The following is a 24434-nucleotide window of genomic DNA, read 5'->3' as shown; positions in this document are numbered from 1 at the left end:
CACGGCGAGGCAGGCGATCAACGAGAGTCGGACGCCACGTGCGCCGCGAGGACGACGGAACGACGGCGGCACGGCCCGATTTGTGGACCACGCCGGCAACGACCATCACGAGCTGGGAAGCGGGCGGAGGCTGGCGCTGCCCCCAGTCAGCCCGTGACATGATTGCGCCATGGGGAAGCAGCAGGACGTCGGTGGGCCCGACAGTCACAGCGGGTCAGGTAACACCGCGCACCGTGCGGCCGATGGCAGCGAGGACGCGCGGCTCGCCTCGGCGTTGGACCCCGCAACGCCACAGATGACCCTCATCGATCTGGCGTCCGACCCGTCGGCCGTGGTCCGCAAGGTGGTCGCCGACCGCACCGACGCACCCGCGCAGGCACTGCGACCGCTGACCCGGGACCATGATCGTCAGGTCCGGGAGGCCGTGGCGAGAAACCCTTCGGCCTCGGTCGGCAATCTCCTGCGTCTGGTCAAGGACGACGACCGGTGGGTCCGCTGGGCGGTCGCCGGCAACCCGGCCTGCGACGAGTCGGTTCGCCGGGTGATGTCGGAGGCATCCGACAAGGAGCTTCGTGGTCTCCTCGCGGAGATGCGGGAGTTGGAGCCCGAGCTGGCCGCCAGGCTGATCGACGACGTCTCACCCGAGGTGCGGGAACGACTCGCCACCCACACCCACGACCCCGATGTGATCACCGCCTTGATGGCCGACCGCACCGCACGCGTACGTAAGGGGCTCGCCCGCAACCCGCGGACCACCGCCGAGCAGCGCAGCGCGCTTGCCCAGGACCCGGTGGTCGACGTCCGTTGCGCGCTGGTTCGCGCGGTCGAGCTGGACGAGGCGGATCTGGAACGCCTGGTTGACGACCGTTCGGTGCAGGTCCGACTGGCGATGGCCACATCCGAGCTGATCCCGCCGCACATCCGGGAGGCCCTCGGTCGCGATCCCGACGAAACGGTGGCCGCTGCGGCGCGGGATTTCCGCCCGGGGTCGGGCAAATCCCCGGTGGTACGGGCTCCACGCGTCGGGCACCGGCGCTCCGGGACCGGCCCAGGTCGACCGGGCGGCGCCGCGCGCTGAGGCCGGCGGGCGGCGCTGTCGGTGCTTCGCGCCGGTCCGACTGGCCGAATCGCGTGTTGGCCTCAAGCCGTTCCCAGGGCACTCGCTCGTTGGGGGTCGGCGCCGCCCGTGGTGGAGCGATTGTCGCCGTGGTCGCCGTGCCAGTCGAGGACGAGCATGCAGGCGTCGTCGGGCAGGGTGGGGCCGGCGACGTCGAGGATGGCGTCGCCGAGTCGGCGGACGACCTCCCTTGGATGCAGGTCGGTGAGGCCCGGCATTCGTGTGGGCAGGTCGAGGCGGGCGGCGCCGCGTTCCAGCATGCCGTCGGTGAGCAGGATGAGCCGATCGCCGGGGCGCAGCGGGACGTCCGTTGTGCGGTAGGTCCCCTGGCGCAGTACGCCGAACGGCGGGTCGACCGGTAGCGCGACGGGCCGGACGGTCCCGTCGCGCACCAGCAGTGGGGTGGGGTGGCCGGCGTTGACCATGGCCAGCACGCCGGTGCGCAGATCGAGCCGGCCGAGAAGTCCGGTGGCGAAGGTGAACCCTCCGGGCGGGTTCTCGACCAGCGCCGAGTTCGCGGCCCGGGCCTGGTCAAGCAGGGTGGCACCGCGGCGGCGGGTGTGGCGCAGGCTGCCGACGCAGAGCGTCGCGGTCAGGGCGCTGTGCACGCCGTGGCCCACCGCGTCGGTGATGCTCAGGTGCAGCAGGTTGCGCGCCAGGCTGTAGTCGAAGGTGTCTCCGCCGATGCTGGCCGCCGGCTCCAGCCACGCCGAGAGCGTGAACGAGCCGGCTTCGCAGGTGAACGAGGAGGGTAGGAGTCGGCGCTGGATCTCCGCTGGGAGGCTGAACGGGGTGGTTCGCTGACCCCATTCGAAGAGGTCGGTGTGCCGCCGGGCGGCGATCACCACGAACGCCAGCGCGTGCGCGGCCCGGGAGATCTCGGCCAGCGCATCGTCGTCCGGCTCGACCGGTAAGGAGACCTCCAACAGTCCGATGGCCTCGCCCCGTTGCGTGACGGGCGCCATCACCACGTGATCGTCCCCACTCGAATCGACCTGCACGCGCTGGGAGCGCAGCGCCTGTTCCTGTGGCCCGCCGTCGAAGGGCAGCACGGTGGCCACGTCGTCGTCCTGCCGGCGCCTTCCGGGCCGGTCCCCGAAGGGAACGTCGTGGGCCAGCCGAACGAGAGCCCGGCCGCTCATGTCCGCGACGAGGAACGACACCCACCGCGCCCCGAGGTTGACGCCGATGCCTCGGGTCACCGCATCCAGCGCGTCGACCGGGGCGGCGTCCTCGACAGCGCGCAGCACGTTGCCCAGGTCCACGCCACTCCACCGTTTCTCGTTCACGCGCCGAAGCATAGGCCGCGATAGCCGACAAGCCGTCCACGCGGGTTCCGTCGGCCCAGAGCGACGGCGGTGATCGGCTGGGGCTGTGGTGGCGGACGAGTTCAGTCGACGGTCAGCACCGGTCCGGAGGTCAGCGTGTCGCTCTTCACGAAGGCCAGGTCGATGGCCGGGTCGGTGAAGGTGACGGAGCTCGGCAACATGATCGGGATGCCGTCAGGCAGCGGCAGGTCGGGAGCTACGGTGATCTTGACGCCGGGCAGCCGGCCGACGAAACGGGTGGCGTAGAAGGCGACGCGGCCGCTCACCGTCAGTCGGTCGGTGGCGAACCGAGTGGTCCGACCGGACGGGCCGGGCGTGCCCAGCGTGAAATCCTCGGTCACGGCCTGGTCCATGCTGAACTTCAACGCCGTGACGGTGCCGTCGGCGGTGGGCAGTTCGACGATGCCTTCCAACCGGAACCTCGTCATGGTCACCTTGGAGCCGATCAGCTTCGACGGGGTCGCCGCGACCGCCGGCTGCCCCGGATCGGCGCTGATCCGCGGCAACGCCTTCCCGGCACCGACGCCCGGGGTGGCGTTCGGCGACGGCTTGGGTTGGCCGCAGTCGACCCGGAACGCCATCGGTGCAAGGCTGGTCAGCACGTTCGGGGAGAGCCGGGGGAGGGGCGTGAACGAAGACCTCCACGGCACCGCGGCCTTGTCCTCGTGATGGTGGTCCCCGCCGTACGAGTCGCCGGTCCCGTCACGGGTGACCTGGTGGCCGTCGCGCGCCCCGGCGTATCCGATCGGGCCGGCCGAGGCCGTTCCGTTCGGGCCGGCCGACGTGGGTGGGCTCTCCTGCGGCGTGCTGCCCGGTGCCGGCGGGGTCGGGCAGGTAGGTCCGTCCCGTGCCGTGGTGGGCAGGACGGATGCCCGCGCCGGGCTGAGCGCGACGGGCGCCACGGGGGCGGAGAGGCCGAGCAGCGCGAGCAGCGCCAGGAATTTCTGGGAGTGTGACTTCCGGGGCGTCGCCGGCTCCGCCTCCGGCCCCCCGGTTCGCCGAAACGTCCCTGACCCGCTCGGGTCCTCGTCGATGCTCGGTGCCCGAAGGACGAGGCGCGGACGGCTGCCGTCCCGGCCCGACATCAGCTCGTCGACGAGGGCCGGCTGGTCCCGCTCCGACCCCGGCCCGGGCCGGCGGTCGGTAGGTCAGGCTCCGCCCCGGCCCTCGGCTCGTTCCGCATCGTCGCCTCGTCCGGCGACTCACTCAGCACCGCCCGGTGGCCGGGTGACTCTTCCGGCTCCGCCCCGTCCCCGGTCGACTCGTGCGTCGTCCTGTCGCCTGCCGGTTCTTCATTCGGCGCGGTGGTGGGGTCGGGGGCCGGCACCCAACCGGCGCCCAGGGCGCTGCCCACCAGGCCGAGTATCAGACCGACGAAAAAGCCGCCGAGGTTGACCCCGATCAGTGAGAAGAGCGTGGTCACCGCGGCGACCACGGCGTAGAGCATCCGGTGCTGCGGCTTGAACCACATCAGCAGCCCGCAGGTCACCAGGATGGCGGGGACCAACCAGGAGAGGAAACCGGTCGGCCCGCTCTGGAAGGAGAGACCAGCGAGCGACATCTGGGTGGTGCCGAAGATCTCGAGGCCGGCCAGTGCGGTGAGCAGCCCTCCCCAGAATGGTCGGGTCCACCGCCAGCGGCGGAAGCCGCTCCGTGCCTGACGGAGCCGCCCAGAGCGGGCGTTTTGCGGTTCGGCGGCTGTCACGCATCCTCCTGGCGGATGACGAGTGGAGGGCAGGGGCCCCGAGGCGCCCTCGGGGCCCGGGTGGTTGGTCAGCTCAGAAGCATTCCTTCGCGGCCGAGCCGACGTTGACCTTCAGCTTCAGTCCCGTCAGGGTGAACGTCCCTGCCTGGGTGGAGCGGGCCACCTGGCGCAGGTTCCTGATGTTCACCCTGTCGGCCTGCTGACCGAAGGCCCCCCTCTCGCCCCTCGCGTTGTCGGGACCGCCCTCAAGGGTCGAGGCGTCCTGCCCGATGTTGATGTTGGTGAACGTGGCGTCGCCCTCGAGCGACTCCACGTCGATCAGCAGGTCGCTCGCCGTGGCGGGCCGGCCGCCACCGCCCGCCCGGATGGTGAGCACGACGGGAGCCCCTGGCGTCTTCACGGACTGGCAGAGGTCGAAGAGCTTTGCGCTGCGGATGCCCGTGACGGCCACCGGATGCTGTGTGCCGTCGACCTCTTGGGCGATTCCGCCGTACTGGACGAAGCCCTCGCCCTGCAGCTCGGAGGCGGAGACCTTGAAGGTCTGCCCCGACACCGCGAACGAGGCCGCGATCGCCCCGTTGGCCATGCCCAGGACGATCGCGCCGGCGACGGCGCTCGCGGGCAGCAGCATCGCGGCGAACCGCCGCCACCGGGTGTGCCCCTTGCCCAACCATTCCTGCACGATTGCTCCTCAGGGTGGATGTCGCGCGGGTTGCCGGACGGATGTGACGCCCGGCCATCTGTCGTCGGCATTACGCCTGATGTGTTCGCGCAGAGGTGCCCACATCCCAAGATCCTGCCCCTGCCGACGCTAACACGGAGTGAACTTTCCTCGGGTTGGATTGCGCCCGGAACGCAGGCTGGTGCGTTCTCGGCCCTGCGGAGGCCAGACACGGACGACACCTCTTGCCAGTCGGCCAAGATGTCGTCTGCCCGGGGAGCCAAGCGCTAAACCCGTGCACGGGCAGGCCTGATCCACCGCCGCCTTCAGTCGGCAGGCAGGAGGCCGGCGATGGAGAGCGTGGCGCAGCAATTCTCAGTCGAACGGATACGAACGTCGAGGATTGACCGTCCTCCTCGTTGTGCGAACTGCCTCGACGTCCGTCGGCACCTTCGCTGGATGCCTCTCGGCTGGGCTGACCGGTCCACTGGAATGGGACAGCGTTCGTTGCGAAGGCTTTGGTCGCCGCGTTCCCCCATACCGGACTTCCCCTGCCGCCACCTGGGTCCCGGAAACCACGACTTCCCGCGATGCCCTGCGCCGTCACCCAGCCGAAACCGATGATGCCCCTACAGCTCCTGCTGGTCGCCGGTGAGCCGACCATCGCGTACGGGCGCGAGCAGGCTGCTTCGGTCGAAGTCCTCTCGAACGACGTCTTCGGAGCGATGTCGACAGGGCGGACGACAGATCCGGGAACAGGGACACGAATTCGGGTTACGGACCTTCGTGACGGTCACCGTGGTACCCGTCCCAGGGCAGATCTTGAAAGGTTGCCATATGTCCGCACGCACGGTGCGCTACGTGATTCCCGCGCTGGCGACGGCGCTGAGTATCTCCGCCGTGGCGACAGCACCCGTCGCACATTCGGTTGCTGCGCCCGCCGACGCCTGCATGAAGGACCCGAGAAGCAAGAGCGGTCGGGAGAAGGATGCCATCGCGGAAAGGTTCATGGTGGCGTCCGCCCACACCCTCGCGACCGAGGCCGGTTGTAAGATCATCGCCAAGGGAGGCCGGGCCGCGGATGCCGCCGTAGCCGTTCAGGCGGTCCTGGCCGTCGTGGAGCCACACGCCTCCGGACTGGCCGGCGGCACACTGATCAACCATTGGGATCATGATGACCGCAGGATGCGGTTCTTCGACGGCATGGCCAGAGCGCCGGAGAACGTGACCGAGAACCTGAGGACTCCGACGGAGCAGGAGCGTAGGGACCTCAGGACCGATCGCTTCCCGACCGCCGCGTCGACGACCGGACGCGCAGTCGGTGTTCCGGGCACGCTGCGCGTGCTCGCCGACGTGCACGAGTTGTACGGCACCCTCCCGTGGGATCAGCTGTTCGACGACGCCATCAGGTTGGCCGCGGATGGCTTTCCGATGTCACCGAACCTGCACGATGGCTTCGAGGAGCGCTTCAACGGACGCAAGCGTTGCAACTATCCCGATCTGCGCCCCCGTTACTGCAACGGCGACGAGCCGAAGCCGGTGGGAACCAGGATCTACAACCCGGACATCGCCGAGGTGCTGCGGCAGGTGCGGGACAAGGGCGCGGACGAGTTCTACAACCCCACGGGCAAGATTGCCCCGGCAATCGTGCAGCATGCGGCAAAGGGGCCGATCAAGCTCAAAGGCAACACCGCGGGCCCGGTGGTGATTCCCAGCCTGATGACCCCGCAGGACTTCGCCGACTACAACACGGTGGAGCGCACCGAAATCTGCCGGAAGGCGTTCGACGTGGTGATATGCAGCTCGCCGCCGGCGGCGTTCGGCGGAGTGAGCGTCCTGGAGATGCTCGGCCTGCTCGAACGCGGGCAGGTGGGAAGGACGGACCCGGGCTCGGCCGACCGGGTCCATCTCTCGGTCGAGGCCAGCCGCCTGGCGAACCTCGACCGTCGCGCCTACATCGGTGACCCGGCTTATCATGGCGTGCCGGTGGACGGGCTGCTCGACGGCCAGTATCTCGACCGGCGCTTCTCCCTGTTCTCCCGCGACCGGGCGATCCGACCGGTCGCCCCAGGGGACCCGCCGGGAGTTCTCCCACCCGCTCCAGCGGTCGAGGAAGAACCCGCCACGGTGGACGTCGGTGACCCGACGAGCAACGTGAGCATCGTGGACGCCGACGGCAACGCCGTCTCCATGACCACCACCATCAACACCCACTTCGGTTCGCACCTCGAAGCGCAGGGCATGATCCTCAACAACGCGCTGAACAACTTCACGGACACGGCGTCGGTCTCGCCGGGCAAGCCGGTGAACGTCATGCAGCCGGGGAAGCGACCCACCGCCTCCATGGCGCCGACCCTCGTGCTCGACAGCGAAGGCGAGAAACTGAGGCTCGTGGTGGGTGCTGCCGGAGGCTCACACATCCCTGACTACGTGGTCCAGACCATCGTGGGGGTGGTCGTCGACGGCATGACCCCTGCGGAAGCCATCAACCAGGGCCATTACAGCGGGCAGGACATCACCCGGGACTGTGACGGAAAACGGGATGCGCCGTCGGAAATCGAGGCGGACAGGCGGATCGCACTCCGCATGCCCAACCTGATCGAGCGCAGACACCCGTGCCCCAGACTCATCGCACTGGACAGCGGTCTCACCGCGATCGAGATTCGAGGAAAGCAACTCTTCGGCGCGGCGGACCCCCGTAGGGACGGAACCGCCACCGGCGGCTGAGACCCGAAGACGGTAGGCGGACGGACTCCCAGGCGGGGGTTCATCTCGGTGGGGTGAGGCTTCCTCACCCCACCGAGTTCGATTATCGGTACATGCAAGCCCCGTGCGCCCGCCTGGCGTTTCTGGCCGCTCGATGATTGAACACGCTTGTCTTGGCAAAGCGACGACCTACCTTGCCGAGATCGATGATTGAAATCGACCGTGCAACTTCCGATGTTCGTGGAAGGGAAGGGGTCGCCATGGACAGGAAGAGCGGAGGCGAACTGCCTGCGTCTGAGCGGCCGACGGACCAGAAGGGGTTTGTCGGGCGCGCTCCGGTGGCAGGAAAACCTGCCGAGACGCTGCCGCAGGAAGAGGTGGTCGCCTGGCGGCGGCGGGCGCTCGAGCAGCAGCTACCGGCTGCCGGGTTTCCGGCGGGCTCCGACAAGCCGTCGTTGGTGTATCTCTGGGTCACGATGTTCCTGGCGGCGGCCATCGTGCTGGGGTTCGCGCTCAACCACCAGCGGGGTGTGCCCCCGGCCGTAGTCGATTCACAACGGGACAACGTGTCGAAGGTCGCCTCCAGCACGCGGCTGAGCCTCCAGCACTCGGTGGAGGAGCTCGACCAGCTCGTCTCCACCCGGGCACCCGGGACGCCCGACCCCGAGCTTCTCAAGCAGGTCGTGGGGGACGGGGCGACCTGGACCAGCGCCACGATCATGGAGAGCGCAACCCGTCGCCCGCTGGCGACCCTCGGCCCCGGGTTGCCCTTCGAGCAGCTGCCGCCGACCCTGCCCGCCAACCTGTTCCCGGTCACCACGACCGACGGCCCGGCGTTGGTCCGCAGCACCGCGCTGGACGAATCGCGAACTCTGCTGGCGATGCAACCGCTCAACATCGACGAGCTGCGGCTCAACCCCAAGGCCCGGCAGGGCGTCTTCGTTCTCACCCCGGACGGCAAGAGCACCCTGATGCAGGGGGTCAGTGCCGTCGACGAGGTGCACCTGCCCGTGGTTTTCCGCGGGCTGGCGCAGTCGAAGTCCAGCGAGGGCCATCCGATCAGGGTGACCGAGTGGACCGACCGGCAGCTGGTCGTCTCCTCCGCTCCGGTGGGAAACACGGGGGTGTCGCTGGCGACCCTGATCGTCGCTGACGAGACGGGCGGCACCTCGACCAACCGCGGTCTCCTGCTCGGCCTGACCCTGCTGGCAATGGCGGTGCCGAGCTTCCTGCTGATGCGGATGGCGTTGGTCCGTCCGGTCCGCTCGCTGCTCAAGCAAGCCAAGGCGAGTGCCTCCGGCGACGTCCTCACCAAGCGGCATCCGCTGCGCGTCGCCGAGGCGCACCGCATCGCGCGAGCGCTGGCTCTCACGTCCGGTGACCCCGACCCCTCGTCTCCCAGCGCCTCGCGTAGGCGGCGGTGGCGGTGGCGGTGGCGGCCGACCGTGACGCAGGGGCTGGCCCTGGCCACGGTGGTGGCTCTGCTCTGGCCGGCGGCGGCCCTGGCTACCACGCTCCGTGGGCCTGAGGCGTCGATACCCGACCAGCTCGTCAAGGACGAGGAGAGCCGGGCCGAGGCGGCGAGCACCCTGATGGGAAAGGCGCTGAACAACGGCCTGCAGACGGTGATCCGCCTCTCCCAGGCCGCCGAGACCACCGATCCCGCCCAGATGACGCCGCTGCTGGAGCAGGAGATGGCCGACAAGCAGCGTTTCCGCAGCCTCTACCTGATGGATTCCAACGGATCGGTGATCAGTTCGGCCGGACGTGAGCCGCTGCGCAAGGAGCCGCTGCGGGGTGAGGCGGGAATCGACCTCGACGACAAGACCGCACGCGTCCCGGTGGTCTACGCCTTCCGGGTCGGCGCCAACGGGGTGGCGGCCGTGGGTGAGACCAACATCGACTACCTGCTGGGAATGCTGCGTGAGGTGGATGGTCAGGCCCGGATCGTGGACGAGGACCTGCGTACGGTCTTCGACTCGGAGGGCTTCCGCGCCTTCGAGGAGTTGGAGGGCAGTGCCCGGGGGGCCGCGGCAGAGGCACTGCGAGGCGGCACCGTCGGGCGGGCCGAGACGCCCGAGGGAGGCGCGGCCCTGATCGCCGCGTCCGGCCTGAACAAGCCCAACACGGTCGCTCCGTTGAAGTGGTCGCTCGTGGTGGAGCAGGACCTCGCGGGACTGCGGCTGCCGCAGAGCGACGGGCGCCGGTGGACGCTGCTGGTGGCCGGGGCGGCCACAGGCGTCGTCCTACTGACCCAGGTGTGGCAGTACTACGTCTTCACCCGGCCACTGCGGCGGCTCGCCACCGAGGCCGACAGAATCAGCAACGGCTCGGTCGAGGTGCCCATCCCGCCGCAACGACACGATGACATCGGCGCACTGGCGATGTGTCTGGAGATCTGCCGTCAGGTCCGGCACACCGGCTCCGCCCGGTTCGGCGGGGTGACGCGGATGCGCGGCACGGCGGACAGCCCCACGGCAGTGCTCCCCGAGGTTCTGCCACGAGCTGACGCTGAGCGGGGGGCCGCCCCGTCGCCGGTTTATCGCGCCGATACGCACCCCGGCGGTCAAGAGGAAAGGGATTGACGTGGGATACCTTTACGTCGTTTTCGTCCTTTGCTGCTTGGCTCTGCTCGTCGCCGGAGTTGTCGAACAACGCAACCACAACCGCAACCTGGACAAGATTCCGGACCGCGTGTTGATCAACGGTATTCGCGGCAAGAGTTCCATCACCCGGCTCTGTGCCGGGGCGCTGCGCGGGGGCGGCCGGGTGGTGGTGGCGAAGACCACCGGCACCGCCGCCCGGTTCATCTTCCCGGACGCCAGCGAAGAGCCGGTGCACCGCAAGTTCGGGATCGCGAACGTGGCGGAGCAGATCGGCATCGTGCGACGGGCCGCCGTATACCACCCCGACGCCCTGGTCATGGAGTGCATGGCGGTGATGCCGGCACTGCAGGAGGTGAATCAGAGCAAGCTGATCCGCTCGAACATCGGGGTCCTGTGCAACGTGCGCGAGGACCATCTCGCCGAGATGGGCCCCACCTTGGACGATGTCGCCCGGTCGCTGAGCCGGTCCATGCCGGTGGGAGGCGTCTGCTTCACCGCGGAGCGGGATCGGCTGGCCATCCTGCAGCAGGAAGCCGATCGGCGTGACTGTGAGCTCGTCGCGGTCGATCCCGATTCCGTGACCGATCGTGAGATGGACGGATTCGGGTGGATCACGTTCAAGGAGAACGTCGCCGTCGCGCTGGCCGTCGCCGAGCGCCTGGGCGTCGAGCGGCAGAGCGCGCTGAAGGGCATGTGGGAGGCACCGCCCGACCCGGGTGTGCTCTCCGTGGCACGGGTGATGCACGGGAGCAAGCGGATGCGGTTCGCGAACATCTTCGCCGCCAACGACCCCGAATCCACCTTGATGAACATCCAGCAGCTGGAGGATCAGAAACTCATCACCCGTCCGCTGACCATGGTGATCAATTGCCGGCCGGACCGGATCGAGCGCAACGCTCAGATGGGTGACCTCAGTGGCCGGGTGCGGCCGGAGAAGATCGTCCTGATCGGTGAGGTGACGAAGAGCGCGCGGACGAGCGTTCCGACGGAACTTCAGGACCGGATCGTCGACATCGGGGGAAAGCTTCCCCCGGACCGCCTGCTCGAGGGCGTGCTGGCGGAAACTCCCGCCGACGCGTCGATCGTCGCCATCGGCAACATCCACGGGCAGGGCGAGGTCCTGATCCACGAGCTGGCGGAACTGCCCGGGTGGACCTGCGAGGACGGCTCTCCATCCGCCTCCACGCTGCACACGCCGACCGGAGAAAGGACTCAGTGATGACGTTCGGCGGAGAACTGAGCGCCCAACTTGCTACCGCGAGCCTCGGCATCGGCCTGGTGTTCGCGCTGCTGTGTTACCTGACCACCAACCTCTCGCCCGGCGGCATGATCACTCCGGGGTGGATCGCGCTGACCCTCATCGAGGACCAGCTGCAGGCGGTGATCATCGCCGGGATGACCGTACTCACCTATCTGCTCACCCGGCTGATGCAACGGGTGGTCATCCTCTACGGAAAGCGGCTGTTCGCGGCGATCGTCCTGCTCAGCGTCCTGTTGCAGCTGACCCTGTTCGTCATCGTCCAGCGGGACCTTCCGCTGCTCTTCGCCCACCAGACGCTGGGCTTCGTCATCCCCGGGCTCATCGCGTACCAGCTCGTGCGGCAGCCGCCGAAGGCCACCATCCTGGCGACCGTCATCGTGACCGCGATCACGTTCGGCGTCGCGTTCAGCGGCGTCGTCGCCGGCTTCGTGCCGGTGACCTGACCGAACAGCGCAGAGCCGAGTCGCGAAAGGAGATGCGGGCATGAAGTACTGGACGTACCTTCGCAGACGCAACGTACTTCTGACCCTCAGCGTGTTCGCCCTGCTGGTCGCCGCGAGCGCAGGCACCTACCTGGTGGTGCTACCGTCGCCGGCGGACCAACCGGCGCTCACTCTGGGCACGACCCAATCGTCCCAAGGCCCCGCACTCGGTGCGTCCGGCTACACCTACCAGCGCTCGGCGGATCCGGCTCGCACGGAGATCATCGACTCGTCCGGGGAACCGGTCGCGACCATGACCGACGGCGCGCGGACCGTGCAGATCTACGGTCCGCTTCGGACGTTCGAGGAGCCCCGCTTCACCGCTGCGAAGGTCGAGACCAATATCTGGGCCCGGCTCGCGCCGCAGCCGTGGCGTGCCGGCGCCGAACAGGAGAAGTGGTTCACGGACTGGCTCGCCGCGGCGCGCAACGACCGCTCACCGGACGTGTTGGCGATCGCCACGGAATACATCGACGCGGCGCCGGCGAAGAAGGACAACCAGGGGCGGCAGTATTCCGGGGACGCCTCGTTCGGGCCGCCGGACCCCCTGGATCCCGATGGCCGGGCCGAGCGCTCCGACTTCTACGACTACCTCCAGGTGCCGTGGTCGTTCCCGGACGGCAAGAACGTGGTGCCCGATCCGACGCGGGCCCGGGCACTGGACTGCTCGGGTTACCTGCGGATGGTCTACGGTCACCGGCTCGGATATCCGCTGCGCGGAACCAACAATCCCGGTGAGGGGCTTCCGCGCCGGGCGTACGCGATGTCCGAGGTGGGACCGGGCGTCCAGCTGGCGGCCAACACCGGCCAGCGGGCCCGCGGCATCGACCGGCTGCTCCCCGGCGACCTGCTGTTCTTCAACGCCCAGCCGATCCCGAACCGTCAGATCGACCACTCGGGCATCTACCTCGGCCTTGATGACAGCGGCCACCACAGGTTCATCTCCAGCCGCTCGCAGACAGACGGCCCCACCATGGGCGACCTCTCGGGTGAACCCATCCTGGACGGTACCGGCTACTGGCCGGACCGGTGGCTCTCCGCCCGCCGGATCTGAGCCGCCACCAGCCATGAAGGGGTGCCTGGCGACGCCTCTCCGGCCGTAGAGCCGGCATGTCGCCCGGTGGTCCACCTGAGGCCGGTTGAGCATCGTACGACGATGCCAACCGGCCGCATGTGCGTGAGCAACAGGGCCCAGTGGCTGGCCGGCAGCGGCGATCTCAGAGCCCTTCCCCGACAGCCGAGGTTGTAGGTCGCAACCGGCAAACGTCGGCTGCTTTCGGGTCTCCGCCGTGCACCTCGCCCCCGGGACACCCGTGTCAACGCCGACCACCACCTCCGGCCGGCCCGACCCGGCGAGGAACTCCCGCTCCCTACCGGGGTCGGCGGCTGGGCGGCGGGCGACCCGCACCCGGTTGGGGCATTCCAGGTGGCGATGGCGGCAGGTGAGGTCCGGTGCCCCGACGGCTGGCGAAGGTTCTGCGAGGCCACCGACGTGTCCGCCGGGGCCTCCGGGGGAGCAGTAGCTTAGTCCACTCCGGGCCGGCGGGCGGGCGTTTTCACGAACCCGGGTCGGGTAACCGTAGGGTGATGGCCCGCGAAGCCAATCGAGAGCCCGGGAACCGGGAGCGTCCGGAGGCAGTAACCGTCCGGTGTGCCGCTGGCGTTCTTCCTGCCGTGCGTGCGCTTCCGATTCCCAGCGGCGTCAACCCGATGGGAGCTTCACGATGAACGCGATTCTCCGCAAGAGGGTGCTGTCGGTTGCCAGTTGTCTGATGATCGGTGGCGCTGCCGCAGTTCCGGCGACTCCGGACGAGGCCGCGTCGGCGAGGCCGCCCGCCGTGGTGCAGGCGCAGGAGCCCCCTGGCGAGGGCAAGAAGGTGCTCGACCACGACTACCAGAAGCAGCGAAAACCTTACTACTGCGCGCCCGCCGCGACCCGGATCGCGCTGTCCACCCAGGGCAAGACCCCGAGTCAACGCGAGGTCGCTGAGAAGCTGGGTACCACCCCGGACGGCACCAAGTCGGCCAACGACACCACCCGGGTACTCAACGAGATGACCGGCGGCGGCTACGAGACCACCGCCATCAGCGGCCCCGAGGCGAAGCCGGAGCAGGTCGACAAGCTGCAGGCCGACGTGGTCGAGGCGGTCGACGCCAAGCGCGCCGTGGTTGCCAACACCATGGGCACCGCCTACGACACCGAGGGACGCCCCCATGCGTTCCCGGGCGGACACTACGTGAGCATCATCGGGTACCGGGACGGCGGTGACACGATGCAGATCGCGGACCCGTACGACCCGAAAAAGCACTACTGGATGACCGACAAGAAGGTGGCCACCTGGATCGCGGAGCGCGGCTACTCCAGCTGACGCAGCTGACGCTCACTTGCGAAACGGCCGCGGCCGGGCTCCTCGGACGGAGTCCGGTCCGCGGCCTTCACCCGCTCCCAGGGCCGGTGTCGCCGGACTTCGTACCGGCTGGTCGGGCCCGGACGTGCATGCGCTCGCCCTGCGGCCCGAACAGGCTGAGGATCTCCACCGGCGCCTCACCGGTACTGCCGAACCAGTGCGGTACCCGGGTGTCGAACTCGGCGGCCTCTCCGCTCTTCAGCACGATGTCGTGTTCGGCGAGCACCAGCCGCAGCTTGCCGTTGAGTACGTACAGCCACTCGTAGCCTTCGTGCGTACGCGGGTCGGGTTCGTCGCGGGTGGCGCTGATGACCATCTTGAACGCCTGCAGGCCGCCCGGGTGCTGCGTCAGCGGCACGACCGTCGAGCCCGCCTGCTTGATCGGTTTCAACCGGACCCGTGGGTCGCCGACCGGCGGCGCACCGACGAGCTCGTCGAGCGGCACCTGGTAGGCGCGCGCGAGTGGCAGCAGCAGCTCCAGGGTCGGCCTACGCTCGCCCGATTCGAGGCGGGACAGGGTGCTGACCGAGATGCCCGTGGTCTCCGCGAGCTGGGCCAGGGTGGAGCCGCGCTGCCGGCGCAGGGCGCGCAGCCGCGGGCCGACGGAGGCCAGGACCGCGGGATCGTCATTTGCCATGTTGGCAATGCTACTTGCCAATCCCTTCCGGGTGCCGGTCAGAATCTGCGGTCGCCCTCAGGTGAGCGGTGCTGGTTCAAAGGCAGGGTGAGGGTGACCAGGAAGCTGGGGTGATCGGTTGCCGTGCCCATCCCGATCGACCTGCGCGAGCGGACGGTGAAGTCGGTCGTGGCCACGACATGCTGCACGGCCCCGTCGTCGGCGCGCAGGTAGCCCGGCGCCAGGCAGGACCGCACGTCAGGTGAGCCGCCCTGCCTGAGGTTGAGGTCGCCGCTCAGCACGACCGGCTGATGACCGGCCGTCACGCGCATGGCCGGAATTGCCGCGCCGAGCAGGTGCCCGCACTGGGCGAGCGCCACGCTCGGGCTGGTGGCCGCCAGGTGTGTGGTGCAGGCATGGAGCACGCTGGTGACCGAGACGCAGAGCCAGGCCCGCTCCTCGGGGTCCGTGAGGTCCTGCGCCGGGTAGATCCCGCCGTGCACCGCGTGCCCACGGTACGGGTCCGGGACGTACGCCAGCAGTGCGATGCCGTACGGGTGGCCGTTGCGGCACCGGAAGGCACCGCCGGTCCGGCGGTCGCCGGCCGCCTTGAAGGCCGACACGACGGTGCCGCCGCCGCGGACCTCCGCCAACGTCCGCTCCAGCGGGGACACGTCGTCCTGACAGACCTCGTTGAGGGTTACCAGGTCCGGTGTCTCGGCGCGGATCACCTCGGCGGCCCTGGTGACCGATCGACCCGTGTAGCAGCCGGCGAGGCCGCTGTTGCACAGGTTCATCTGGAGCACCCGCCACGGCGTGGACGCGGCGGTGCCGGCCACCGACGACCCACTTGTCAACGCCAGGGCAGAAACCAGGAGAACGACGGCCATTGCTCGCCGGAGACCGCGGTAAGGAGGACCAGCCATGGACCCGCCTAGAGATCGGGTTGCCGGGAGCGTATCGCATCCGGTGCATGTCGTCGGTCCTGTGGCGCCCGCTCGTTGTCCTCGTCGGGCCTCGGCCGCCGCCAGGCCGCCGCCATCCCGGGACGACAAGATCATGACGTCGGGGTACGGCGACCCGGGCGCGCGTCGTCGACCGCTCGGCGCTGGTCCGCCCGGTAGGGCCGGCCGGCACCACCGGCACGGGCTTGTGGACGGTCGGAGTGAGGGTTGCGGCGACCTGCACCCTCACCCGCCGGACGGGGAAGCGAGGCTCACCCGCTCGCCGAGCCGCTGATCCGACAGTTGGCGCTCGTCCGCGTACGCCGGACATAGCCTTCCTTCAGCGGACAGCGACGCCGCCCCGGCGCTCGCCAGCGTGCGGACACCACGGCGATCCGCCGCCGGGTCGCGTCAGTCGTCACCCTTCCTGGAGGTCGTCATGAGGATCGCCGTCGTCGGCGCCGGATTTGGCGGATTGAGTGCAGCCAAGGTGCTGCGGCAGAGCGGCTTCGACGTCACCGTGTTCGAGAAGGCCCCCGACGTCGGGGGCGTGTGGAGCAGCACCCGGCGGTACCCGGGCCTGCGCACCCAGAACGACAAGGGCACCTACCGCCTCTCCGACCTGCCCATGCCCGCAGACTGCCCGCAGTGGCCGACGGGTGAGCAGGTCCAGCGGTACCTGGAGAGCTACGCGGACAAATTCAAGCTCGGCCCCGTCCTGCGCCTGTCCACCGAGGTCGTCGCCGCCGAACTCGTCGACGGCGAGACGGGGTGGCGGATCGCGTCCCGGCCGACGGGCAGCGACGACCCGGTGACCTGGGAACGGTACGACCACCTCACCGTCGCGAACGGCATCTTCTCCGACCCGTACATCCCGCCCTTCCCCGGCCGGGAGGACTTCGTCGCCGCCGGGGGACGCGTCCTGGCCGCCGGTGAGTTCCACGACCTGGAGACGGCCCGGGGCAGGCACGTCATCGTCGTCGGGCACGGCAAGTCGTCCTGCGACGTGGCCGTCCCCCTCAGCGACGTCACCGCGCAGACCCACCTCGTCGCCCGCGAGTTGCTCTGGAAGATGCCGAGGAAGCTCGGCGCGGTGAACTACAAGTACCTGTTGCTCACCCGGATGGGCGAGGCGCTGTTCCGGTACATCACCCCGAAGGGCTTCGAACGGTTCCTGCACGGCCCCGGCGACGGCCTGCGCCAGGCGATGCTGCGCCGCACCGGGGCCACCGCCACCCGGCAGCTCAAGCTGCGCGAGCTGGGTCTCGTGCCGCACGGCACCTTCGCGGACATCGCCCGCAGCACCGTCAGCCTCGCGACGGAGGGCTTCTCCGAGCGCGTCGCGGACGGCCGGATCATCGTCCACCGCGACCGGGTGATCAGCGAACTCCTGGTCGACGGCGGGCGACCGGCCGCCCGCCTCGCCGACGGCACGGTGCTCCCCGCCGACCTGGTGATCTGCGGCACCGGCTTCCGACAGCACGTGCCCTTCCTCGACGCCGCGCTGCACGCCCGGATCGAGGACGGCTCGGGCAACTTCATGCTCCACCGCCAGATCCTGCCGATCGACGTTCCGAACCTGACCTTCGCCGGGTACAACTCCTCGTTCTTCAGCCCCCTGAGCGCGGAGATGGCGGCGGTGTGGATCGCCGCGTACCTGCGGGGTGGGGTCACGCTGCCGCCCACCGAGGAGATGCGGGAGCAGGTGCGGACGCGCCTGGCCTGGATGGAGGAGCGGACCGGCGGACACCACGCCCGCGGCACCAACATCATCCCGTTCTCGATGCACAACATCGACGAGGTGCTCGACGAGCTCGGGCTCAACATCGGCCCGCTGACCCGTGCCCGGCAGTGGCTGCTGCCGGTCGACCCGGGCGCCTACCGCCGGGTGACGCCGCGCATGATCCGGCGCACCGCGGCGATGGCGGCCCGCTTGCGCGCGGGGCGGGCGGTGGCCCGGGACGCCGTACCCGCGGGCGACGGATCGGCGGGCGCGATCGCCAGTGAGGACGACGCGCGGCCACTCCCCACCGCAGGCAACTCCTGACGTCCCCGGTCATGGACCAGCGGGAGGGCGCCTGTCGGCGACTGCCATGCCGGGTCAGGGGTCAGGGGTCAGGGGTCAGAACAGCGTCGACGGCCCGACGGGCGTCGGCTCGGGCAGCGGGCGTCCCATGCCGCCTTGCCACTGGCGAAGTAGTCCCGGACCCTCTCCTGCGCGAGCAGGATGAACCCGCAGCTGGTGCTGCCGCTCTGGGCCTGGCCGCGCTGCTCCTCGCCAGTGCCCCCTGGCTCTGGACGACCCTGGCCGCGTACGGCCACGTGCACGGCGTCCTCCGGCGTGCCCTCGCGAGCCTGAGGATTGCGAGCCCTCCCCACTGGCCCTCTGTGGACATGAGGCCTGATGTAACGCGCTCGTGGTCTGCGACGCTACCGACTTTCGTTGGATCGGATAAAAGTAGGCCCGGGGGCAACGAAAGCTCTGGACACGTTGAAACGAACTAAGTAGTGTTTCGAAACATCGATAGGTTCCATCGAGATCAACCGGCGGCGCGGTCAATCTCGATCGATGGCTCCAGGCGGCGCAACACGTCCGGCGGCCACCAACCGACCAGGGATGGCACCCCCGGGTCAGCGGTCAAGTCCCGCGACCCGTGGCCCCGCACAGGCTGTGGGTTCGACCGACGTCCGTCCCTACTCTCGATGACGCCTCCTCAGCTCCGAGGCGCAACCCCCACCCCGTCAGCTTCACGCTGAACCGCGTCCGATGACGCGTGCGATTCGGCTCGCGCGCTGACGAGGACGGAGTCCATCCACACCGGACGGCCGTGGCATCCGCCCCGGCCGGGGATGCCGTGCGGCCAGGAGGGGGCCACGCGGTTCGCCGCTCGGGCGACATATCTCGACAAGAGCTGATCTGACATCGACGGGGGGACGCCCGCCCTGCCGGTGCGCGCCTTGAACCTGGGAGAGAGGCATTGATGAACGGATACGCACCTCCCGGCCGGCTCCCGGCCGGCCGGTTCCGGAGATCGATCGCGGCCGTCGCCACGGCTGCTCTGATGTGGGTGACCGCCGGGCTGGTGGCAATGCCGGCGAGCGCGCGCCCGATCGACTCGCAACAGCCGAACGCCGCCGCTGCCCCCTCACCCCCGCGCGAGTTGCAGGCCCAGGTGCTCACCTGGACCGCCGGTGACAACTTCCTCGCGTACCGCTCCGCCCCGACCACCGCGGTCGCCGGGCCGACGACGCTCGTCTTCGAGAACAGCGCCGCGACCGGCAACACCACCGGCATGCAGCACACCCTGACCTTCGACACCGGCAACCCGGCGTACAACAGCGACGTCGACGTGAACATCCTGGCCGACCCGACGGACGCCAACGGCGGCCGGTGGACCGTCGACGTGGTGCTGTCCCCGGGCACCTACCGATACTTCTGCGCAATTCCCGGCCACGGTGGCATGGCCGGGCTCCTGGTCGTCACCGGTGGCAACTCGGACACCACCCCGCCGACCGTGACGGCCGCGGTCACCGGTGAGCGCGACGACAACGGCGCCTACCTGGGCGCGGCGACGGTGACGCTGTCCGCGACCGACACCGGATCGGGGGTGAGCCGGGTCGAGTACTCCCTCGACGGCGGGACCTACGGCACCTACTCGGCGCCGGTCACCGTGAACCAGCCGGGCTCGCACACCTTGACCTACCGGGCCACCGACCAGGCGGGCAACACCTCGGCACCGCAGTCAGTGTCGTTCACGGTGGTGCAGCCGCCGGCCCCGGACACCACCGCGCCGACCGTGACGGCCGCGGTCACCGGCCAGCGCGACGGCACCGGCGCGTACGTCGGCACCGCCACCGTCACCCTCACCGCCGCCGACACCGAGTCCGGCGTCGACCGGGTCGAGTACTCCCTCGACGGCGGCGCGTACACCGGCTACTCGGCTCCGCTCACGGTGAGCCAGCCGGGTCAGCACACGGTCAACTACCGGGCCACCGACAAGGCGGGGAACACCTCGGCGGCGCAGTCGGTGTCGTTCACCGTGGTCGAACCCCCGAAACCGGACACCACCCCGCCCACCGCCTCGGCCGCACTGACCGGTCAGCGCGACGACGACGGGGCGTACGTGAACTCGGCGACGGTCACCCTGTCGGCCACCGACACCGAGTCGGGTGTCGACCGAATCGAGTACTCCCTCGACGGGCAGCCGTACGCCGGCTACTCGGCGCCGGTCGCGGTGAGCCAGCCGGGCCAGCACACGGTGAGTTACCGGGCCACCGACAAGGCGGGAAACACCTCGGCGGCGCAGTCGGTGTCGTTCACCGTGGTCGAACCCCCGAAACCGGACACCACCCCGCCCACCGCCTCGGCCGGCGTGACCGGCCAACGCAACGACGCCGGCGCGTACGTGGGGTCGGCGACGGTGACCGTCTCAGCCACCGATACCGGGTCGGGCGTCGACCGGATCGAGTACGCCCTCGACGGCGGTGCGTACGTCGCCTACTCGGCGCCGGTGACCGTGAACCAGCCGGGCCAGCACACGGTGAGTTACCGGGCCACCGACAAGGCCGGCAACACCTCGGCCGCGCAGTCGGTGTCGTTCACCGTGGTGGAGCCGCCGGCGCAGGACACCACGCCGCCCGCCGCGACCGCCGCGGTGACCGGCGAGCGGAACAGCGCCGGGGCGTACGTCGGATCCGCCACGGTCACCATCTCGGCCACCGACGCGGGCAGCGGCGTGGACCGGATCGAGTACTCCCTCGACGGGCAGCCGTACACCGGCTACCCGGCGCCGGTCACCGTCAACCAGGTCGGTCAGCACACGGTCAGCTACCGGGCCACCGACAAGGCCGGCAACACCTCGGCCCCGCAGTCGGTGTCGTTCACCGTGGTCGACCCGCCGGCCCCGGACACCACCCCGCCCACCGCCACCGCCACGCTCTCCGGCCAGCAGGACGACACCGGCGCCTACCTCGGCAGCACCACCGTCACCCTCGCCGCCGCGGACGCGGGCTCGGGCGTCGACCGGATCGAGTACTCCCTGGACGGTGGCGCGTACGCCCGGTACTCGGCGCCGGTCACCGTCAACCAGCCGGGCGTGCACACGCTCAGCTACCGGGCCACCGACAAGGCCGGCAACACCTCGGGCGCCGCATCGGTCACCTTCACCGTGGTCACCAGCGGTCCCGCCGCCTGCCCGGTGCCGGACACCCGGCCGACGGTCTGGCTCGGCACGGTCGACAGCGGCGTACCCAACCGGGTGGTCGCGGACGCCTGCACGATCAACAACGCCATCCAGGACGAGCGGGCCTGGCCGAACCACGGCCAGTTCGTCAACCACGTCACCGAGGTGACCGAGCACCTGCACCACCTGGGCGTGATCGACCACAAGGAGCACGGCCGACTGGTCAGCGCCGCTGCCCGCTCGGGGGTCGGCAAGTCGGACGACAAGAGCGGCTACCAGCCGCTGCTGGACACCTCGGCGGCCTCGTTCAATCGGTGGGAACACGTCGGGGCCGGCGGCTTCACCCGCAACGCCGACGGTTCGATCACCAGCCGCCCGGTCGCCGGCCTCGGCATGCTCTGGCTGCCCACGGCGACGTACGGCGACTTCTCCCTGAAGCTGCAGTGGCGCGACGACGCGCCCGGCGAGGGCCGCGCCAACAGCGGCGTCTTCGTCCGCTTCCCGAAGGTGCACGGGCACCCGACCGAGTCCCGGCCCGAGTGGGTGGCCATCAAGTACGGCCACGAGCTGCAGATCTACGACCGGCCCGACGGCGACCAGTACAAGAGCGGGTCGGTGTACGGATTCGACCGGGTGGACCTGGCCGGTGCGCGGGTCACCCCCAAGGGCACCTGGAACGACTACGAGATCCGGGTGGTGGGGCAGCACTACTCGGTCTACCGCAACGGCGAGCTGATCAACGAGTACGTCAACACCCCGGAAGCCGTGTTCAGCCCGCCCCGTGCGGACGACCCGGGCGGGGCCGGGCGGCAGAGCGCCCGCGGACACATCGGCCTGCAGAACCACGGCACCGCCGATGTCGTCAGCTTCCGCAACGTCCGGATCGCGCCACTGACCCCGTGCTGCCCGGACGGGACGTCGTCCGCCTCCACCAGCTGCTGCTGATCGAGCGAAAGGACCCACCACCATGGCGAAGAACACGATCGACCGTCGGGCCCTGCTACGCGGTCTCGCCGGATCCACCGTCGCGGTCAGCGCGGCGGGCCTCGCCGGCGCGCTGCCGGCCGCCGCGGCGGGTGAATCGAACGGCCGTCTGATCCCGCAGGGGCACCTGGGCATCCAGCTCTACAGCGTTCGCGACAAGATCGCCCAGCTCGGCTTCGCGGTGGTCTTCGAGGAGCTGTCCCGGATCGGCTACCGGGAGGTGGAGTTCGCCGGCTACACCCAGGGGGGCGTCGGCCCGATCACTCCGGAGCAGATCCGGCAGCTGCTCGACGACAACGGGCTGAAGGCGGCGGGCAGCCACCGTGGGCTCGGCGACTTCCGCACCAACCTGGAGTGGGAGCTGGAAGCCGCCGAGACGCTGGGCATGCCGGCGGTCGGCACCGCCTCCGCGCCGACCGGCAACCGCACCATCGCCGGCTACCAGGCGGCCGCGGCGGAGTTCAACGCCTGGGGCGCCGCCGCCGCGGCCCGGGGGATCAAGCTCTACCAGCACAACCACACCATCGAGTTCAGCTTCGCGACCGACCGGCCCGACGTACGGCTCTACGACCTGTTCCTGGAACTCACCGACCCGCGGTACGTGTTCCTCGAGATGGACATCCTGTGGGCGTACGGCGGGGCGCGGAAGTATCCGGGCTTCCGCCCGGTCGACTACGTCAACGCCCACCCGCACCGCTACCCGCTGTTCCACGTCAAGGACGGGGTCCCGCTGCCCAACCCGCAGCAGGGCAACTCGTACCTGGACGTGGAGTTCGGCGCCGGGGTGATCCCGTTCGCGGAGTTCTTCACCGAACTCAACGGGGGCGGGCGGTTCACCTACCTGTGGGAGCAGGACAGCGGGCCGAACGCGCAGCCCAACCCGCCCGGCTCGCTGGGCGCCGCCGAGCGCAGCTACCAGCGGATGGTCGACCTGCGGGGTGAGCGATGAGCGGGTCCGCCTGGCGGCTCACCGAGGATGCCCCGCCGCCCGAGGGCGGCGCGTCAGCCGGGGAGGGACCCTCGGTCGAACCCCGACCTCCGAGGGGGAGCACCCGCCGGCTGCTGGTGGTGGCGGCGACCGTGCTGCTGACCCTGGTCGGCGCCGGCGGCCTGGCGATCGCCGGCACCAGCGTGTTCTCGGCGGAGCGGCCGGAGGGTTGCGTCAAGCCGGACCGCAGCATGCAGCTCTACGCCGTGGAGTTGCCCAGGGACGGCACCCAGATCCGGCTCGGTTACGGCACCAGCCCGCAGGCCGCCTCCTACCCGGGGCCCTCCATCGAGATGATGGAGGGGGAGTGCCTCGCCATCACCCTGCACAACCAGGTGCCCGCCGCGACGCTGGCGCAGCTGCGCACCGACCCGGGGCACCCGCTGGGCGTGTCGCTGCACGTGCACGGCGTCAAGTACACCCAGCTCTCCGACGGCACCGTGCAGAGCGGCTCGTTCGTGCCGCCCGGCGAGTCGCGCACATACACCTGGTTCGCCCAGCAGCGGAACAGGAAGACCGGGTCGCCGGGCACGGCCGGCTACTGGTGGTACCACGATCACGTGGTGGGCGGCCCGCACGGCACCCAGGGCCTCGGCGCGGGACTCTTCGGCGGGTTGGTGGTGCGCCGCCCCGGCGACCCGAAGCCCGACCGCACCTACACCGTGGTCTTCGGTGACCGGCAGAGCATCAACCTGCGCCGGGGTGCGGCTGCCGACACCTGCGACGCGCAGAACCCGCAGCCCGGCCCGACCTGCCTGGTCGCCCGCAAGGGGGAGAAGGTGGAGTTCATCGTCGTCGGAATCGGCAATGACATGCACACCTTCCACCTGCACGGACACTCCTGGGCAGACAACCGGACCGGCCTGGTGAGCAACGGCGAACCGTTCGCCGACAGCGTCCCGATCATCGACAACAAGCCGCTCGGGCCGGGCGACTCGTTCGGGTTCCAGGTGGCGGCGGGCGACTCCGTCGGGCCGGGGCACTGGATGCTGCACTGCCACATGCAGTTCCACTCCGACGGCGGCATGTCGACGATGCTGCACGTCCTGGACGAGTCCGGGGCGATGCCCCCGGGCCACGACCACTCCCACCCGGCGGCGGCCGCCGGCGCCGGTGCCACCACCGACACCGGCGAACACCAGCACAACTGAGCACCGGCGCCCACCGCGCCGGTCACCTGGCCGGTGGCTGCTGGTCTGTCGGCGGACCAGCAGCCACCGGCGGGGCCCCGCGCCCACGACGGGTTCCCCAGCCACCCACCAGTCCGCCGCAACGTCCCCGCCCCCACCCCAGCCCGTCCGGGCGGCGCCGGTGGTCCCACGCCCCGGTGTCCGGTCGATCCCGGCACGACCGCTCGGCAGCGCACGCCCGCCACACCTCAACCTGAAGAGGAGTCGAGATGGCTCAACAACGCCATTTCCGGTTATCCCGATGGGTCGGACGAC

The 24434-nt window shown here is 70.0% G+C and carries 17 protein-coding genes; 11 read left to right on the top strand and 6 right to left on the bottom strand.

Annotated features, from left to right (window positions below; all coding sequences use genetic code 11):
* The first annotated feature begins 169 nt into the window (after positions 1-169).
* On the top strand, positions 170-1078 hold the full coding sequence (locus NCC78_RS01735) for a hypothetical protein (protein WP_250791276.1): 909 nt from the start codon (positions 170-172) through the stop codon (positions 1076-1078).
* A 62-nt stretch (positions 1079-1140) separates the two neighbouring features.
* On the opposite strand, the gene NCC78_RS01730 is transcribed toward NCC78_RS01735, so the two are convergent.
* The 4 genes from NCC78_RS01730 to NCC78_RS01715 form a co-directional block, all read right to left on the bottom strand.
* Entirely contained in the window at positions 1141-2406 is a 1266-nt protein-coding gene (locus NCC78_RS01730) for a PP2C family protein-serine/threonine phosphatase (protein WP_250791275.1), read from the bottom strand.
* A gap of 101 nt (positions 2407-2507) precedes the next feature.
* On the bottom strand, positions 2508-3530 hold the full coding sequence (locus NCC78_RS01725; RefSeq protein ID WP_250791274.1) for a hypothetical protein: 1023 nt from the start codon (positions 3528-3530) through the stop codon (positions 2508-2510).
* Positions 3530-4150: a DUF6114 domain-containing protein gene (locus NCC78_RS01720; RefSeq protein WP_250791273.1), complete on the bottom strand. Its 621-nt coding sequence runs from the start codon at positions 4148-4150 to the stop codon at positions 3530-3532. The genes NCC78_RS01725 and NCC78_RS01720 overlap by 1 nt, the downstream gene beginning before the upstream one ends.
* Before the next feature lie 73 nt (positions 4151-4223).
* The gene (locus NCC78_RS01715; protein WP_372495030.1) at positions 4224-4781 is read right to left on the bottom strand and encodes a DUF6230 family protein; all 558 of its coding nucleotides are present in this window, start codon (positions 4779-4781) and stop codon (positions 4224-4226) included.
* A gap of 867 nt (positions 4782-5648) precedes the next feature.
* On the opposite strand from NCC78_RS01715, the gene NCC78_RS01710 reads away from it, so the two are divergent.
* The 6 genes from NCC78_RS01710 (at position 5649) to NCC78_RS01685 (ending at position 14235) form a co-directional block, all read left to right on the top strand.
* Positions 5649-7538: a gamma-glutamyltransferase family protein gene (locus NCC78_RS01710; RefSeq protein WP_250791271.1), complete on the top strand. Its 1890-nt coding sequence runs from the start codon at positions 5649-5651 to the stop codon at positions 7536-7538.
* Between the two features lie 317 nt (positions 7539-7855).
* Complete coding sequence (locus tag NCC78_RS01705) at positions 7856-10102, top strand: HAMP domain-containing protein (protein WP_250791270.1); 2247 nt, start codon at positions 7856-7858, stop codon at positions 10100-10102.
* 1 nt (position 10103) lies between these two features.
* Positions 10104-11342 carry a poly-gamma-glutamate synthase PgsB gene (pgsB, locus tag NCC78_RS01700; protein ID WP_250791269.1) on the top strand — a complete coding sequence of 413 codons (1239 nt, stop codon included), beginning with the start codon at positions 10104-10106 and terminating at the stop codon, positions 11340-11342.
* Positions 11342-11827, top strand: a complete 486-nt coding sequence (locus tag NCC78_RS01695; protein ID WP_250791268.1) for a poly-gamma-glutamate biosynthesis protein PgsC/CapC — start codon at positions 11342-11344, stop codon at positions 11825-11827. Before pgsB ends, NCC78_RS01695 begins: the two co-directional genes overlap by 1 nt.
* 40 nt (positions 11828-11867) lie before the next feature.
* Positions 11868-12920: an NlpC/P60 family protein gene (locus NCC78_RS01690; protein WP_250791267.1), complete on the top strand. Its 1053-nt coding sequence runs from the start codon at positions 11868-11870 to the stop codon at positions 12918-12920.
* A gap of 670 nt (positions 12921-13590) precedes the next feature.
* Positions 13591-14235 (top strand): C39 family peptidase, encoded by a 645-nt coding sequence (locus NCC78_RS01685; protein WP_250791266.1) that lies wholly within the window; start codon positions 13591-13593, stop codon positions 14233-14235.
* Between the two features lie 67 nt (positions 14236-14302).
* On the opposite strand, the gene NCC78_RS01680 is transcribed toward NCC78_RS01685, so the two are convergent.
* Both NCC78_RS01680 and NCC78_RS01675 read right to left on the bottom strand, forming a co-directional pair.
* Positions 14303-14911, bottom strand: a complete 609-nt coding sequence (locus tag NCC78_RS01680; protein WP_250791265.1) for a helix-turn-helix domain-containing protein — start codon at positions 14909-14911, stop codon at positions 14303-14305.
* Between the two features lie 38 nt (positions 14912-14949).
* Positions 14950-15780, bottom strand: coding sequence for an endonuclease/exonuclease/phosphatase family protein (locus tag NCC78_RS01675; protein WP_250791264.1), 831 nt, complete (start codon positions 15778-15780; stop codon positions 14950-14952).
* Positions 15781-16273: 493 nt separating this feature from the next.
* On the opposite strand from NCC78_RS01675, the gene NCC78_RS01670 reads away from it, so the two are divergent.
* From NCC78_RS01670 to NCC78_RS01655, 4 genes are all read left to right on the top strand, one after another.
* On the top strand, positions 16274-17881 hold the full coding sequence (locus NCC78_RS01670; RefSeq protein WP_250791263.1) for a flavin-containing monooxygenase: 1608 nt from the start codon (positions 16274-16276) through the stop codon (positions 17879-17881).
* A 934-nt stretch (positions 17882-18815) separates the two neighbouring features.
* Positions 18816-21962 carry an OmpL47-type beta-barrel domain-containing protein gene (locus NCC78_RS01665; protein ID WP_250791262.1) on the top strand — a complete coding sequence of 1049 codons (3147 nt, stop codon included), beginning with the start codon at positions 18816-18818 and terminating at the stop codon, positions 21960-21962.
* 22 nt (positions 21963-21984) lie between these two features.
* The gene (locus NCC78_RS01660; protein ID WP_250791261.1) at positions 21985-22950 is read left to right on the top strand and encodes a sugar phosphate isomerase/epimerase family protein; all 966 of its coding nucleotides are present in this window, start codon (positions 21985-21987) and stop codon (positions 22948-22950) included.
* Entirely contained in the window at positions 22947-24140 is a 1194-nt protein-coding gene (locus NCC78_RS01655) for a multicopper oxidase domain-containing protein (RefSeq protein WP_250791260.1), read from the top strand. Before NCC78_RS01660 ends, NCC78_RS01655 begins: the two co-directional genes overlap by 4 nt.
* Positions 24141-24434: the final 294 nt, after the last annotated feature.

Origin of the sequence: Micromonospora phytophila, from assembly GCF_023656545.1 — a bacterium.
Classification (GTDB): Bacteria; Actinomycetota; Actinomycetes; order Mycobacteriales; family Micromonosporaceae; genus Micromonospora; species Micromonospora phytophila.
The sequence above is the reverse complement of the archived record's forward strand: the minus strand, read 5'-3'. Positions and strand labels throughout refer to the sequence as shown.

Coding starts and splice junctions, on each gene's coding strand:
- NCC78_RS01735 (WP_250791276.1), top strand. CDS start 170: ATGGGGAAGCAGCAGGACGTCGGTGGGCCCGACAGTCACAGCGGGTCA.
- NCC78_RS01725 (WP_250791274.1), bottom strand. CDS start 3,530: ATGTCGGGCCGGGACGGCAGCCGTCCGCGCCTCGTCCTTCGGGCACCG.
- NCC78_RS01715 (WP_372495030.1), bottom strand. CDS start 4,781: ATGCTGCTGCCCGCGAGCGCCGTCGCCGGCGCGATCGTCCTGGGCATG.
- NCC78_RS01710 (WP_250791271.1), top strand. CDS start 5,649: ATGTCCGCACGCACGGTGCGCTACGTGATTCCCGCGCTGGCGACGGCG.
- NCC78_RS01695 (WP_250791268.1), top strand. CDS start 11,342: ATGACGTTCGGCGGAGAACTGAGCGCCCAACTTGCTACCGCGAGCCTC.
- NCC78_RS01690 (WP_250791267.1), top strand. CDS start 11,868: ATGAAGTACTGGACGTACCTTCGCAGACGCAACGTACTTCTGACCCTC.
- NCC78_RS01685 (WP_250791266.1), top strand. CDS start 13,591: ATGAACGCGATTCTCCGCAAGAGGGTGCTGTCGGTTGCCAGTTGTCTG.
- NCC78_RS01680 (WP_250791265.1), bottom strand. CDS start 14,911: ATGGCAAATGACGATCCCGCGGTCCTGGCCTCCGTCGGCCCGCGGCTG.
- NCC78_RS01675 (WP_250791264.1), bottom strand. CDS start 15,780: ATGGCCGTCGTTCTCCTGGTTTCTGCCCTGGCGTTGACAAGTGGGTCG.
- NCC78_RS01670 (WP_250791263.1), top strand. CDS start 16,274: ATGAGGATCGCCGTCGTCGGCGCCGGATTTGGCGGATTGAGTGCAGCC.
- NCC78_RS01665 (WP_250791262.1), top strand. CDS start 18,816: ATGAACGGATACGCACCTCCCGGCCGGCTCCCGGCCGGCCGGTTCCGG.
- NCC78_RS01660 (WP_250791261.1), top strand. CDS start 21,985: ATGGCGAAGAACACGATCGACCGTCGGGCCCTGCTACGCGGTCTCGCC.
- NCC78_RS01655 (WP_250791260.1), top strand. CDS start 22,947: ATGAGCGGGTCCGCCTGGCGGCTCACCGAGGATGCCCCGCCGCCCGAG.